The sequence below is a fragment of the Pelagihabitans pacificus genome (assembly GCF_009371985.2).
In the GTDB taxonomy this organism is placed as follows: Bacteria; Bacteroidota; Bacteroidia; order Flavobacteriales; family Flavobacteriaceae; genus Pelagihabitans; species Pelagihabitans pacificus.
In genome coordinates this window covers 113,563-127,474 of sequence record NZ_VIKU02000006.1, presented here as the reverse complement: position 1 = coordinate 127,474, position 13,912 = coordinate 113,563, and the positions used below count along the sequence as shown (strand labels likewise).

Below are 13,912 nucleotides of genomic sequence, written 5' to 3'. Positions count from 1 at the left end.
GTTACTCATTACTTTGAGAGGCCGATGGCTCTATTTTAAGGATAGACAGTGTAGATTTCAATGGCATATTGATTCCAATTTTGTCCCCATCACCCGGATAGCCATACCCCAAGGAGGAGGGAAACAAAAAAGTAGCGGTCTCCCCTTCCTTTAAAAGTTTTACGCTGTTACGCAGCCCAGGAAAAAGCTCTTGTTTATCGACCTTATATTTCTGGACCCCAATATCTTCCATGCTGTAGATGGTATCGTTTTCGAAGCTAACAATGTTATAGACAAGGGTCACTAAGTCATCAGGTTGAGGCAAATAACCGGCCTCATCGTTTTTAAAATCATAGTAATACCATGATCCGCTGGCACTGTGTTGGTACATGTGCAGGGAGTCTTTTTGAATGATTTCCTCCATCATTTTTTCCTCTAAGGCGAGGATTTCCTTATTGCGCTCAATCGATTCCTCGTAGTAGCTTCCACTTTTGACCTCTTTGGGTCTTCGTGGTTCCGGTCCGCCGCAACCGATTAGGAACAGCGTAACAAGAAGGTAGCCGTAAAACCTGAACCGCTGCAGTTTAGTATACTTGGAAGGCGCTAATTTGTTTGGTCGTTTCAAATGATTTCTTATTTACCCGATAATAGGGGTTTAAATGATCCGAGGCGTGCCCCGATGTTTTTTGTTAATTACTGGTTTCGATTGTTGTACCCATCGACCTACAATTTTGATAATGCCTCTTTATGTTCATCGAGGTGTTTGAGAAATCGGTCGACGGTTTCCTGCATCGAAACCTCACTTTTTCCGCCCGCGGCATTCATGTGCCCCCCTCCATTAAAATACTTCCGAGCAAATTCATTGACCGAAAAATTACCTTCCGAACGAAAAGAAATCTTGATGATGCCTTCTTCCTTGTTCTCAATAAAGATTACGGCAAAACGGATTCCGTCCAGGGTAAGACCATAATTGACAACTCCTTCGGTATCCCCTTTCTTATGATCGTATAAGTCAAGTTCCTCTTGACTTAGTGTGATATAGGCCGTGGCATACTCTTCAAGAATCACCATGTTTTTAAGGGCACATCCAAGAATGTGTAATCTACTGGGGGTATTGGTGTCAAAAACCAAGTTATGGATTTTGGGATTATTTGCCCCTCTATCTATTAAATCGGCTACGATTCTGTGTGTTCTACTAGTAGTTGACGAATACTTGAATGAGCCGGTATCGGTCATGATTCCCGTATAAAGGCAATCGGCTATTTCGGGGGTAATCTCTTCTTTCCCACCTAAGTACTCGATAAAATTATAAACCATTTCACAGGTAGAGCTCATTTCCACATCCGAATAGATTATTTCGGCATAATCGTCCGGTTTTTGGTGGTGGTCGATCATGATAAAGGGCACCTCCGAAGTAGCTAGCAGTTCTTCCATCTGACCCGCTCTTCCTAGATGATTGAAGTCGAGCGTAAAAATCAAATCGGCCTGTTTTAATCTGTCCTTTGACTGTGTGTTGTGTTTCTCGAAGATAAGTATGTGATCATTGCCCGGCATCCATTTTAAGAATTTGGGGAAGTCGTTGGGCACGATTACCGAGGCGTTGTGCCCTTTTGATTTTAGGTAGAACCAAAGTCCCAAAGTAGAACCGATGGCGTCGCCATCGGGATTTTTATGAGGGACTATCACAATGTTCCGTGACTCTGAGAGTAGTTTTTTTACGGCGTTTATATCCTCAAAATTCATGCGGGCAAAGATACAATTTAATAATATAGACCTATGGTTGAAATGGCTATTTTTGCGGAAGCCTAGATATTCACCTATGAACCGATTAACAATTGCCCTATTAACATCCGTTTTAATGCTCGGCTGCAAAGCAACGCAAATTAATACCTCCCAAACCCCAAATGGTACCGCTCCCGTCCAGATAAATTCAGATTTTACCATTGCGTTTGGCTCCTGTAACAAGACCGATATCGACAATGTATTGTGGGACGATATTCTAAGCACGAATCCAAATATCTGGATTTGGGGAGGCGACAATATCTATGCGGATACCGACGATATCGAGCAACTTCGTGGGATGTACCGGGCGCAGCAAGAAGTGAAAGGGTATAAGCGGTTGACCAAAAGGGTACCTGTAGTCGGCACCTGGGACGATCATGATTATGGGCTCAACGATGGAGGGCGGGAATTTACGGCCAAGCGTGAAAGCCAACAGGAATTTCTTGATTTTATGGGGGTTCCAAAAGACAGTCCTAGAAGAAAACAAGAAGGGGTCTATACGGTACATGACTTTCAGCGTTGGAATGGAAGCATCAAGATTATCGTCCTTGATACCCGTTACTTCAGGACGTCCTTGACACCCGATACGGAGACGGATAAACGAATAAAACCCAATAGGTACGGTGAGGGGACCTTATTGGGCGACGTCCAATGGCAATGGTTGGAAAACCAACTGAAGACCTCAGAGGCAGACTTCAATCTCATTGTCAGTAGCATTCAGGTGCTATCGAACGAACATGGCTTTGAGTGCTGGGGCAATTTTCCGCATGAGGTGGATAAACTGAAAAAGATGATTGTGGAATCTGGTGCCCAAGGGGTTCTTTTTCTCTCCGGGGATCGCCATATTTCGGAGTTTTCCCAGACACGGGTCGAGGGTCTGTCATATCCCTTAATAGATTTTACAAGCAGCGGCCTTACCCATGCCTATTCGGATTTCAAGGGGGAGCCAAATCCGTTTAGGGTAGGAGAGGTGGTTTCCACTGAGAGTTTTGGTTTACTGCGTTTCGATTTTCTGACCAAAACGGTCCAGTTGATGATGGTGGGTGACAATGGGGTTGTACTGAACGACTTGCGACGGAAGTACTGAATTAAACGGAAGTTTTGCAGGGAAAGTAGGCAACTTTGGAGATTTCGATTATCCTGGCATTACCGGCCCTAGGAAAGTTCTGCTCTGTTTCGGGTTTGGTTGAACGATTTTCAAAAAAACGAAGCGAAAGTTGGTATAGTTGCCTATTGTAGGGAAAAGCTTATTTTTGCGCAAAATTTTTTAACCATGATTACAAATAGAACTTTTACGATGATAAAGCCCGATGCCGTCGAGAACGGACATATTGGTGCCATTTTGGAGAAAATCACGAGTGCTGGCTTTAAAATCGTCGCAATGAAATACACCCAACTCAGTAGGAGGGATGCCAAGGAATTTTATGCCATTCACAAAGAACGTCCCTTTTTCGATGAGTTGGTCAATTTTATGACCAGGGGGCCCATCGTTTCGGCTATTTTGGAAAAAGATAACGCGGTAGAGGATTTTCGGGCTTTGATTGGAGCTACGAACCCGGCAGAGGCGGCGGAAGGAACCATCCGAAAGCTGTTTGCAAAAGATATCGGTGAAAATGCGATACACGGTTCCGATAGTGATGAAAACGCCTCGATCGAAGGTGCTTTCCACTTCTCAGGCAGGGAAGTCTACTAAGAAATTTACAGAGAAGCAATGGTTGGCCTAGCGTAAAAACGCTAGGCCTTTTTTATAAGTGGAACCGCCATCTTGATCTACCTGAAAGCCGGTTCCGCGACAACAGGGATGGTTGATCCGGTCTTGACCGATCGCATCGGGGTCACGTTCACAACTTCTCCCGGTTTGGGATTGGGCCGACTCCGGTTTTAAACGAAGGGCGTACTTCAGAGGGATGTCTTTTATGATTCACATAGATTCTTGAGTGCGCTGTTCATGGCATGAAACCCCATTTTGGTATCAATTAAGAGTTTTTTTCTAAAAAGGGGAACCAAAATTCCTTCGAAACGCTCGCTGTGATTAAAAACTACCTCAATATCCGACACTTGTTGAATTTTAAAAACGTGTTCACCGTCAAAGAGTCCTTTGAACCAAAGACTGCCGCGCCAACGAAGTTCTTTGGCCGTTTTACTTTCCAAAACCATTGGCTTAAACGACATACCACTGATATACACTTTGATTCGGTGCCCCTTCTCGGCCTTTCCGACTATGGAAGTGATGAACGGATTCCACGCGGGATAGGATTCGAAATCGAGCAGGTGGTCCCAAACTTTTCGGGGAGTGGCCCTAATAATGATGCTGGTTTGAATAGTCATTGTTTCTTGTTTTATTACTTACAAAGATTGACTATTTCGAAATGGGTTCGCTTGATCTATGTCAAGAAGTGTGGTTGGTTCGAATTCTGCTCAAGGTCTCCGGGGTCATGCCTAACAAAGAGGCAATATATTGGAGGGGCACTTGATTGAAAACTTCCTTGTTCTGTTCGAAGTAGTGCTCGTAGCGCTGGGTTGCGGAAAGCGATAATAAATTAAAAACACGGTTCTCCAGGGTTATAAAACATTTGGCCAGAAATAGTTTTTCAAGCTTTGGCCAGTCGGAGACTACCTCATGCAGCCTTCGATAGCTGGATTTTTGTATCGTATATAACTGGCAATTGGTCAAAGCTTGGATGCTAAAACGTGCGGTCGTGTCAAAAATGAGACTAGATAAATCCGTAATGAAATGTCCTTTGACCGAAATCCATTGGGTAACCTCTTTACTTTCCGAATCGGCAAATATTCTCAAATGGCCTTCTTTTACAAAGCTTAAGGCATCGCAGTAGCTGCCCTGTTCAACAAAAAAGGCTCCCTTTTCCAGCGTTTGTTGTTCAAAGAGCGGTGCCAATTTTCCCAAATCCGCCGAACGGATGCCGAAATACGAGATAATATAGTCCTGTAACTCGTTCATATTAGCGAAGCACTAACTTCTTGATAAGATCTTTCCCTAATTCCTCGTTCAATAGGGCAATGATTTTCGATTTTCCATGACTGAGCTCTTCGCGGAGTACCGAAGAGGAAAGCGAAACAAAAAGGGTATCCCGCTGGAGTTCCACCGCGGTAGTGTAGTTGTTGACACCGTTACCCATCAAGGCCGTCCACGCTTTGCGCACCTCGACCTTGTCTATTCCTCTTTGCAGTTTGTTCTCGTTGATGAATTCACGAAGGGCCTCCCCAAGCTTTAAATGGTCATTTTTTCTTTTTGCCATTAGTTATCGACCTTAATAGGTTCAAATCGTTTGTAATCATATCGGATGCCTTGTTCATTAATTACCGAAAAGGCATTCTCCTCCAATCGGACCAATCGCTCCCGCCATTCGCTCATTTCGTTTTTATATACGATGTGAAACTTCCCTTCCTGTTCCGCTATGGTAAATAACTCCGCATCGTTTGAAGTGTCGTACGTGCCATCAAATTTGGGCTGTACCTTTTTGCGGAAACCCTTGAGGTTCTCCAACTGAATATAATCCACCGTGGTACTCGATTTATATTCCTTTGAATTTCCATCCGGGAATACCACTTTTTCGATTTCCCAATAGCCATTCAATCGTGTGAGGATTCCTTCGGAAATGGTATCGACGCATGCCACAACAACAAAGAACAACCCGATATAATGAAATTTCCGCATGCTACAATTTAAAGATTTTATAGGATTGATGGATGTTCTTGATTACATTTTCGGTGCGCTCGGCATGCGTATCGCTGATAAACAGCTGTCCAAAGTTCTTATCGTCGACCAGCGCAATAATATGGCCTACGCGCTGCTCATCCAATTTATCAAAAATGTCGTCCAACAACAAAATGGGGGTTGTTTTTGCCTGTTCCTGTATAAACTGAAACTGTGCGAACTTCAACGCGATCAAATACGATTTTTGCTGTCCCTGGCTTCCGAATTTTTTGATTGGATGCCCATCGATTTCAAAGCCAAGATCATCTTTGTGAATACCCACACCGGTATATTGCAAGGCGCGATCCCGCTCTATATTCTTTTCCAACAAGGATTGCAGCGTATCTTCCAACATTTTGCTCTCATAGGAAAGCGATACTTCTTCGACTCCTCCGGAGATGCTGCCGTACTGCTCCTGAAAGATAGGGGCAAATACTTTAAGAAAAGCGACCCGTTTTTTAAAAATTTCAGATCCGTATTCATGTAACTGCCCGTTGTAAACCGATAGGGTGTCCAGGTCAAAGGTATGATTGAGTGCAAAATACTTGAGAAGGGAATTTCGCTGTGCGAGCACTTTATTGTATTTGATAAGATCTTGAAGATAGGCTTTGTCGGATTGCGAAATAACCCCATCGATGAATTTTCTTCTGGTTTCGCTTCCTTCCATAATTAAGTCCCTATCTGCGGGAGAAATAATGACAAGGGGCAGAAAACCAATATGGTCGGATAGTTTGTCGTAGGTTTTCCCGTTTCTTTTGATGATTTTCTTGGTACTTTTCTTAAAGCTACAAACGATTTTTTCTTCGCGACCGTTCTTTTCAAATTCCCCCTCGATTACGAAAAAATCCGCTCCGTGCCGTACGTTCTGGGTGGCTAGAGGATTAAAGTAACTTTTGCCGAACGAAAGGTGATAGATCGAATCAAGTATATTCGTTTTTCCGATACCGTTCGATCCGACAAAGCAATTGATTTTACGATCGAATTCGAATTCCCGTGATTCAAAGTTTTTGTAATTGACAAGTGATAACTTTTTCAGAAACATTCTTGTTCGGTCGAGTTTAAGGATTTACGTACCGTGCTATCTGGTAAAATATCCAAAAATAACGAATAAATACCCTTTTGGTTTTGGATAAAAACTTTATTTTTGCGCGATCAATAAAAAAATAGAATGGCAACATACAAGAAGCGGGGCTACAAGCCGAAAAATAAGGGAGAGGAACAGCGATTCGATGAGCAGGAAAGTACTACCGCTGAGGTTTTTAGTTCTTTGGACGAGGGAGCCTCGAAGACCGAAGCTTGGGTTTCCAAGAATCAAAACTATATTTTGGGGGTTATCGGTGTGATTGCCGTTGCCCTTTTGGGTTTTCTAGCGTACAATCAGTTCGTCCAAAAACCGAAAGATGCCAATGCCGCCAATGAATTGTATTATCCGCAGCAGTATTTTGATCAGGCGTTGAACGCAACGAGCGAGAAAGATTCCCTTTATAATTTGGCTTTGAACGGGGCAGAGGGCAAATATGGTTTCTTGGATATCATCGATGAATATCCAGGTACCAAAGCGGCAAATTTGGCCAACTACTCCGCCGGAATGGCTTATTTGAATATGCAAAAGTATCAGGAAGCGATTACCCACCTCAGTGATTTCTCTTCCGACGATGCCATCTTAGGCGCTATGGCCAAAGGCGGATTAGGGGATGCCTTTATGCAGTTGAACCAGCCTGCTGAGGCTCTGGGCTACTATGAGGAGGCGCTTGCACATAGCACCAATGACTACACCACACCCAAATACCTTTATAAGGCCGGTATCACGGCTATGGAATTAGGTCAAAACGATAAGGCCGTACAGTATTTTCAAAAAATCAAGGACGAGTTTTCAGGTTCGGACGAGGCAAAGAGCATCGATGCCTTTATCGGTATGGCCAAAAGCGGACAATAATGGCCACAGAGAATAAGAATTTATCGGTATACGATAAAACAATAATCCCAAGCGCGGAGCACCTCCGGTTTGGGATTGTTGTTTCGGAATGGAACCACGAGATTACGGAGGCTCTTTTTAAAGGTGCCCGCGAAGCTTTGATGGACTGTGGGGCAAAGACCGAAAATATTCGTCGCTGGAACGTACCGGGAAGTTTTGAATTGACCTTCGGTTGTAAAAAAATGTTGACTACCCAACAGGTAGATGCGGTTATTGCTATCGGCAGTGTCATTCAAGGTGAAACGAAGCACTTTGATTTTGTTTGTAGTGCCGTTGCACAGGGAATCAAGGACCTGAACGTGCATTTCGATACACCGGTGATTTTTTGCGTACTAACCGACAACACCTTGCAGCAGGCCAAGGACCGCAGTGGTGGAAAGCACGGTAATAAGGGAACCGAGGCCGCCATAGCAGCCATTCAAATGGCGGTGCTGGGAACGTAGTACCATCGCGCATGCCCATACCGCCATCTACAGGAACAATCGATTTTCAGCTGTATTTCCTAGAAGGTCGCACCGCAATAAGAGTCTTTCCCCAACCCAAACTTCAGACCTGTACGGCTTGACTCCTGTTAACAAAAATTGGCAATCCGTTTACGGCATATTTTTTGATTTTAAGTAACTTTGAAGTTATGGGGGTTTTTGATAAAATAACAAAGCTAAAGAAGAATAGAACGTTCGGTTATACCCCGCGTTATTACAAAAGCGAAACAGGGGAAAGTCCTTTTAAGTTTGAGAACAGGTTCGACAAGTATCGGACTACAGTTGGCAATCAACGAGGATTAAAGCGCAAATTGGGATCGGCCATGGCTGACCTGCGACGTGAGGGAGATCGGAATCTCAAAATTAGATTTCTTATTATTTTTTCCATCCTTGTACTTATTTTTCTCTACATCATCGATTTTGACCTCTCAATATTCCTACCGAAATAATGGCAGATATCATTAAACTTTTGCCAGACCATGTTGCGAATCAAATTGCGGCGGGAGAAGTGGTACAACGGCCTGCTTCCGTTGTGAAAGAGTTGTTGGAAAACGCTATCGATGCAGGCGCGGAAACTATAAAGTTGATTATTAAGGATGGCGGCAAGACCCTTATACAGGTCGTAGACGATGGGTCTGGAATGAGCGAGACCGATGCCCGTTTGAGTTTTGAGCGCCACGCGACTTCCAAAATAAACCGGGCCGAAGACCTTTTTAAACTTTCGACCAAGGGTTTTCGCGGGGAGGCATTAGCCTCTATTGCCGCTATTGCCCATGTAGAGATGCAAACAAAGCCCGAAGAGGCCGAGTTGGGTACCCATTTAAAGATCGAAGGAAGCAAAATCATTTTCCAAGAGGTCCAAGTGGTACCAAAAGGAACATCCATATCGGTTAAACATTTGTTTTTCAATATTCCCGCGCGCCGAAATTTTTTAAAATCAAATCAGGTAGAGCTTCGGCATATTACCGATGAATTTCACCGTGTGGCCTTGGCACATCCACAGATTTCATTTCATTACTACGTAAACGGGAGCGAACTGTTCGGATTGCCCAAATGTAATTTACGACAGCGAATCGTTCACGTATTTGGTAGTAAGACAAATCAAAAATTAGTCCCGGTTCAGGAAGAGACCCAGGTAGTCAAGATTTCAGGATTCATCAATAAACCCGAATTTGCAAAAAAGAGTAGGGGCGAGCAGTTCTTTTTCGTGAACGATCGTTTTATAAAAAGTCCGTATCTGCATCATGCCGTGCTTGCCGCATTCGAAGGTTTGGTGAAACCTGACTGCCATCCTGGCTACTTTTTATATCTGCAGGTAGATCCCGGTTCTATAGATATCAATATCCACCCTACTAAAACAGAGGTAAAGTTCGATGACGAACATACGCTTTATGCCATATTGCGCTCTACCATCAAACATAGCTTGGGCCAGTTCAATGTAGTGCCCGCCCTGGATTTTGAGACCGATCAAAATCTAGCCACGCCTTATTCCTACAAGGACAAAAGCGCAACGATACCGAAAATTACCGTCGACCCCTCTTTCAACCCTTTTGTCGAATCGGGAAATAAAGAGGTTGCTACCAAGACATATCAATTAGGGGCGGTCGCTGGAACTGGCCGAGGGGCGGCAAATTGGGAAGGTTTATACGTGGGGCTGAAATCTGACATGGGAAGCGAGGAAACTAATTTTGGTAACTTACGGTTCGAATCGGATAGTATCACCGGGTCCATTTTTGAAGGGCAAGCCGACACGACCCATTCCATTGCCACCACTTTTCAATTGAGAAGAAAATATATTGTAACTACCATAAAATCGGGTATGCTCGTTATCGATCAAAGTCGGGCACATCAGCGAGTACTGTATGAAAAATTTCTCAAAAACAGTACGGTAAAGCAAGCGGTAAGCCAGCAACTGTTATTTCCTTTGTCGCTTTCCTTTTCGAAGACCGATGTTGTAGTTTTGAAAGATATAAAAGACACTTTGGTTGCCATAGGTTTTGTTTTCGATAAAATTACGGAGGAGTTGGTGCAGGTAAGCGGTGTTCCCTTACTAGTTCCCGAAAGCGAGGTGGGTATGGTCTTGGATCAGCTGATTGCCGATTGCCAGTTGGAAGTGGGGAATGGAAGTTTTTCCCAAACAGATATCCTCTCCAAAACATTGGCTAAAACCTTGGCGGTTAAAACGGGGGAGGTTTTGGAAAGTGCTTCCCAATTAGCTTTGGTAAACGACCTATTTGCATGCAAAGAACCCATGGTGAGTCCGTTTAACAAACCCATATATATTACTATCACCGAAAATGAGATCGATAAAAAATTTATTTAGATGGGAAGACTCACCGAAGGGGTAAAACATTTACTGATTGTAAACGTCCTATTTTTTGTGGCAACCTCCTTGTACGGAGAGGTAATGTACCAATGGTTTGCACTTTGGTTTCCGAAGAATGAAAATTTTGCCATTTGGCAAGTGTTGACCCATATGTTCATGCATGGTGGTTTCGCGCATATCGGTTTTAACATGTTTGCTTTGTGGATGTTCGGGACACCGGTGGAGCGAAGTCTGGGGATGAAAAAGTTTTTGTTTATTTATTTCTCCGCCGGATTGGGTGCGGTTCTGTTTCAATTGGGGTATTACTATTTTGAGTACTTTCCTACTTATTCGAATTTGATTGGTTCTGGATTGAATGGAGATCAAATTGTACGGATGCTGACCACGAATCAAGCTTCGGATGCCTTGAGTACCGCTCAAATTGATAATCTAAGGGCTATTTTTCCAATTTATAATGCCTCCATGGTGGGGGCATCGGGATGTATCATGGGGATTTTGGCCGCTTTCGGCACCATGAATCCCAATGCCCAGTTGATGATGATTTTTTTACCGATCCCTATAAAGGCCAAATATTTTATTCCGGGGATTATCTTACTGGATGTTATTTCGGCCTTGACAGGGCAGTCTTTTTTTAGTCCCAGTAATACGGCTTACATGGCCCATGTCGGAGGCGCTATTTTTGGATTTCTCATCATGTGGTATTGGAAAAAGAATCAGTTTAACGACAAAAGATGGAATTAAAATGAGCAGTGGAGGCCTACGATATCAGTATGCTAGATTGAGCATTGCGGAAAAGCTCATCGTAATCAATGTAGCGATTTTTTTGGTGAACCTGTTGGTGCCCTTTTTCTTCAAGCTATCGAACAATAGTATCGTTCAGTGGTTCGAACTTCCCAAATACCTTTCCACCTTTATTTCACAACCTTGGTCCTTGATTACCTACGCTTTTTTTCACGGCAGTTTCGGACATATATTTTGGAATATGTTACTGCTCTATTTTTCGTCACGCATTTTGCTGAACCTTTTCGGGAGCAGAAAGTTCGTCAACATCTACTTTCTCGGAGTCATTTCAGGGGGTGCCGTATTTCTTCTCAGTTATAATATCTTCCCCGTTTTTTATGCCGCGAATACCGCCCTTATCGGTGCTTCGGCAGGAGTGATGGCCATATTGATATTCGTCTGTGCCTATATTCCCAACCAAGAGGTTCGTCTTATTTTTTTCAATGTGAAGTTATGGGTGATCGGTTTGGTGGTGGTAATGCTGGATTTAATTCAAATGGGGAGCGGAAATGCCGGGGGTCATTTGGCGCATTTGGGAGGTGCATTCTTGGGCTACATGTACGCGAGACAATTGATTAACGGAAGGGATATCGGGGAAGGCTTCGCCAAAATGCTCGATGGTTTTGCGAATCTTTTTAAAGCCAAGGAAAAAAAAGCACCAATGAAGACGGTCTATAAAAAGAAAAAAGAACCTTCGACAAGGAAAAGAGTAGACTACGACAGGGAAAGTCGTCAACGTAAAATAGATGCTATATTGGATAAAATAAGTAAATCGGGTTACGAGAGTCTCTCCAAGGAAGAAAAAGATTTTTTGTTTAAAGCAGGCAAAGAAGATTGAAATTTTGAAACGATTGGCAAGATTCAATAAAATTGCTTTGGCACTCAATGTATTCTTTGCCTTGTTGTTGGTTTTGGCCTATGTATCGATACATGTGCCTGCCACTACGATTCCCTATCTTGCCCCATTGGGATTAGGCACTCCCATTTGGTTAACGGTAAATCTGTTGTTCGCCGTATACTGGTTAATCGCAAGAAAAAAGCGATTTTTACTTTCTCTCATACCGGTTGTATTTAGTTATTTCACGCTGGGAGGTTTTTTCAAAATCAAACTATCGGAATACGAAATAAATGAAGAAGACCTTACAGTCCTGAGTTATAATGCACAGGGTTTCAATAAGTATGGACGGATTTATGGTGAAGGTAATGTAGGTGATAGTATCATTAGTTTCACAAAAAGGAAAAGTCCAGATATCATTTGTTTTCAAGAATTTTCCCATCGATACCATGAGCTGCTCGATCAGTATCCCTATTCTTATGTAAGCAATTCCAAAATTGATGGTTTTAAAAAGTCTGTATTGGGTGTTTTTTCAAAATACCCTATAATTGCCGAAGGAAACCTGAAATTTCCTAATTCGTTTAACATGGGTGTTTATGCCGATATAACCTATAAAAATGATACCATCAGAGTTTATAGTTTGCACATGGAATCGATGGGGGTTACCCCGAATAAGGAGACCATTATAGATGAACCATACCTGAGATTATATGGCAGACTTAGAGGGGCCTTCAGAAAACAGCAGGAACAGGCCGAAATTTTTAATGGTCTCCAGGAAAATAATTCATATAAGACCATTGTGTGCGGCGATTTTAATAACACACAGTTTTCAAACCCCTATCGGCTCATTAAAGGGGATATGCAAGATACATTTAATGAAAAGGGAAAAGGTTTGGGTAGTACTTATAGCTTTTTGGGCTTCCCCTTTCGTATCGATTTCATTCTGGCTGATCCGGCTTTTGAAGTTCGTGCCCACAAGAACTACAACCTACCATTTTCCGATCACTTTCCGATTATGGCCTCATTTCGATTGAAGGAACAATAGGGAACAATCTACCGAATCCGCTATGATATGCAGAATCAATGCCAGCCCTATAATTCTAGTTTTCCGCATCAGGAACAAAAAAAGATAGACCGTCATCGCCCAATAGGTATGCAAAGGATGAAAGCCTACACTACAGCGATTCGGGTCGAAAATGGGGGTCGCCAGCAGATGGTCTATATCGATCAGGATTCCCGTCCATAGTATGAGCAGTACCTTTACTTTGTGTTCCTTGAATAGTAGGAAAGCGATAGCCAAAGGAACGATAAAATGTATACCATAGTGAATGAGAAACCTATCCATTTAAAAAACTGGTTGGTTGGGCTTTTAGATAGGATAGTGCGTTAGGGCCCTCGTTGAATAGCAAGTCCAGCACGCTGGTGTTCCCCACAAAACCATGCCGGTCACCAAAAACCTGCACATAGGGCTCTTGACTAAGGTCAATGCTTTTCTTGGCATTTACCAAAAAACGGGCATCCCTATAAGATTTAGGATTCGTTTGATAGGATTCCGTTTTGGCCAAAGGAGGCGCTATCTGCAAACATTCACAAATCAGGAATATGGTCTTGAGGTTCAAATCTAGCAGAAATTCGTGTTCTGTTTTGAACAAGGGTAACAAGTCGTCTTCATAAAATTCGAAAAATGGCGAGGTTCTATAAGCGGTCTCCAAGGTGCGCCAGTGCTGTCGTTGCCACGGATACGAATTATCGATTCTAACATCCTTATATAATTGCCTACCATGCGTACCACCTACATGCCGAATGGGGATGCTGAGTAAGTGTCTTCCCAAGTCGGTACAGATATGACAGCGGTTGCGATAGGTTTGTTTTTGAAAACTATCCCATACTTCCCAATATGCCTCGTTTTGAACCATGACAGCAGTGGTAGCAATATTGGGAAAATAAGCGGGATGGAGTAAGACTTTCAAGGTATCGATTACTGATTCAAAAACTAGGTAGAAAGAGGCAACAGGTATTTTTTTGGCTTGGTTCTTCC

Annotated in this window: 17 protein-coding genes; 8 read left to right on the top strand and 9 right to left on the bottom strand. The window is 43.0% G+C overall.

All coding sequences use genetic code 11. The annotated features are described in order from the left end of the window. Nucleotide 1 precedes the first annotated feature (1 nt). Nucleotides 2-604 carry a gliding motility-associated peptidyl-prolyl isomerase GldI gene (gene gldI / locus FK220_RS17545; protein ID WP_238719093.1) on the bottom strand — a complete coding sequence of 201 codons (603 nt, stop codon included), beginning with the start codon at nucleotides 602-604 and terminating at the stop codon, nucleotides 2-4. A gap of 98 nt (nucleotides 605-702) precedes the next feature. Next, nucleotides 703-1,722 (bottom strand): DHH family phosphoesterase, encoded by a 1,020-nt coding sequence (locus tag FK220_RS17540; RefSeq protein ID WP_152575662.1) that lies wholly within the window; start codon nucleotides 1,720-1,722, stop codon nucleotides 703-705. A 76-nt stretch (nucleotides 1,723-1,798) separates the two neighbouring features. Here FK220_RS17540 and FK220_RS17535 point away from each other — a divergent pair, with 76 nt between their 5' ends. Together FK220_RS17535 and FK220_RS17530 are read left to right on the top strand one after the other, a co-directional pair. Then, nucleotides 1,799-2,848: an alkaline phosphatase D family protein gene (locus FK220_RS17535; RefSeq protein WP_152575661.1), complete on the top strand. Its 1,050-nt coding sequence runs from the start codon at nucleotides 1,799-1,801 to the stop codon at nucleotides 2,846-2,848. A gap of 186 nt (nucleotides 2,849-3,034) precedes the next feature. Beyond that, nucleotides 3,035-3,454: a nucleoside-diphosphate kinase gene (locus FK220_RS17530; protein WP_152575660.1), complete on the top strand. Its 420-nt coding sequence runs from the start codon at nucleotides 3,035-3,037 to the stop codon at nucleotides 3,452-3,454. A 221-nt stretch (nucleotides 3,455-3,675) separates the two neighbouring features. Here FK220_RS17530 and FK220_RS17525 read toward each other — a convergent pair whose 3' ends face one another. The 5 genes from FK220_RS17525 to recF all read right to left on the bottom strand — a co-directional run bounded on the left by FK220_RS17525 (nucleotide 3,676) and on the right by recF (nucleotide 6,518). Continuing rightward, nucleotides 3,676-4,089 (bottom strand): SRPBCC domain-containing protein, encoded by a 414-nt coding sequence (locus FK220_RS17525; RefSeq protein ID WP_152575659.1) that lies wholly within the window; start codon nucleotides 4,087-4,089, stop codon nucleotides 3,676-3,678. 61 nt (nucleotides 4,090-4,150) lie between these two features. After that, nucleotides 4,151-4,720 (bottom strand): Crp/Fnr family transcriptional regulator, encoded by a 570-nt coding sequence (locus tag FK220_RS17520; protein ID WP_152575658.1) that lies wholly within the window; start codon nucleotides 4,718-4,720, stop codon nucleotides 4,151-4,153. A gap of 1 nt (nucleotide 4,721) precedes the next feature. Then, nucleotides 4,722-5,018 carry a DUF721 domain-containing protein gene (locus FK220_RS17515; RefSeq protein WP_152575657.1) on the bottom strand — a complete coding sequence of 99 codons (297 nt, stop codon included), beginning with the start codon at nucleotides 5,016-5,018 and terminating at the stop codon, nucleotides 4,722-4,724. Further along, nucleotides 5,018-5,437, bottom strand: coding sequence for a hypothetical protein (locus FK220_RS17510; RefSeq protein WP_152575656.1), 420 nt, complete (start codon nucleotides 5,435-5,437; stop codon nucleotides 5,018-5,020). Before FK220_RS17510 ends, FK220_RS17515 begins: the two co-directional genes overlap by 1 nt. Nucleotide 5,438: 1 nt before the next feature. Then, complete coding sequence (gene recF, locus FK220_RS17505) at nucleotides 5,439-6,518, bottom strand: DNA replication/repair protein RecF (protein WP_152575655.1); 1,080 nt, start codon at nucleotides 6,516-6,518, stop codon at nucleotides 5,439-5,441. 126 nt (nucleotides 6,519-6,644) lie between these two features. On the opposite strand from recF, the gene FK220_RS17500 reads away from it, so the two are divergent. From FK220_RS17500 to FK220_RS17475, 6 genes are all read left to right on the top strand, one after another. Continuing rightward, nucleotides 6,645-7,412 (top strand): tetratricopeptide repeat protein, encoded by a 768-nt coding sequence (locus tag FK220_RS17500; RefSeq protein ID WP_152575654.1) that lies wholly within the window; start codon nucleotides 6,645-6,647, stop codon nucleotides 7,410-7,412. Beyond that, on the top strand, nucleotides 7,412-7,894 hold the full coding sequence (ribH, locus tag FK220_RS17495) for a 6,7-dimethyl-8-ribityllumazine synthase (RefSeq protein ID WP_152575653.1): 483 nt from the start codon (nucleotides 7,412-7,414) through the stop codon (nucleotides 7,892-7,894). Before FK220_RS17500 ends, ribH begins: the two co-directional genes overlap by 1 nt. A 487-nt stretch (nucleotides 7,895-8,381) precedes the next feature. After that, entirely contained in the window at nucleotides 8,382-10,256 is a 1,875-nt protein-coding gene (mutL, locus tag FK220_RS17490; RefSeq protein WP_152575651.1) for a DNA mismatch repair endonuclease MutL, read from the top strand. Next, nucleotides 10,257-11,000 (top strand): rhomboid family intramembrane serine protease, encoded by a 744-nt coding sequence (locus tag FK220_RS17485; protein ID WP_152575650.1) that lies wholly within the window; start codon nucleotides 10,257-10,259, stop codon nucleotides 10,998-11,000. It begins immediately after the preceding gene. Between the two features lies 1 nt (nucleotide 11,001). Next, complete coding sequence (locus FK220_RS17480) at nucleotides 11,002-11,877, top strand: rhomboid family protein (protein WP_152575649.1); 876 nt, start codon at nucleotides 11,002-11,004, stop codon at nucleotides 11,875-11,877. A gap of 13 nt (nucleotides 11,878-11,890) precedes the next feature. Continuing rightward, a complete protein-coding gene (locus FK220_RS17475; RefSeq protein ID WP_238719092.1) occupies nucleotides 11,891-12,919 on the top strand; it encodes an endonuclease/exonuclease/phosphatase family protein in 1,029 nt (342 codons plus the stop codon). On the opposite strand, the gene FK220_RS17470 is transcribed toward FK220_RS17475, so the two are convergent. Together FK220_RS17470 and FK220_RS17465 are read right to left on the bottom strand one after the other, a co-directional pair. Continuing rightward, on the bottom strand, nucleotides 12,896-13,219 hold the full coding sequence (locus tag FK220_RS17470; RefSeq protein ID WP_152575647.1) for a DUF6122 family protein: 324 nt from the start codon (nucleotides 13,217-13,219) through the stop codon (nucleotides 12,896-12,898). The genes FK220_RS17475 and FK220_RS17470 overlap by 24 nt on opposite strands. Then, nucleotides 13,212-13,844 carry a WbqC family protein gene (locus FK220_RS17465; protein ID WP_152575646.1) on the bottom strand — a complete coding sequence of 211 codons (633 nt, stop codon included), beginning with the start codon at nucleotides 13,842-13,844 and terminating at the stop codon, nucleotides 13,212-13,214. The genes FK220_RS17470 and FK220_RS17465 overlap by 8 nt, the downstream gene beginning before the upstream one ends. Nucleotides 13,845-13,912: the final 68 nt, after the last annotated feature.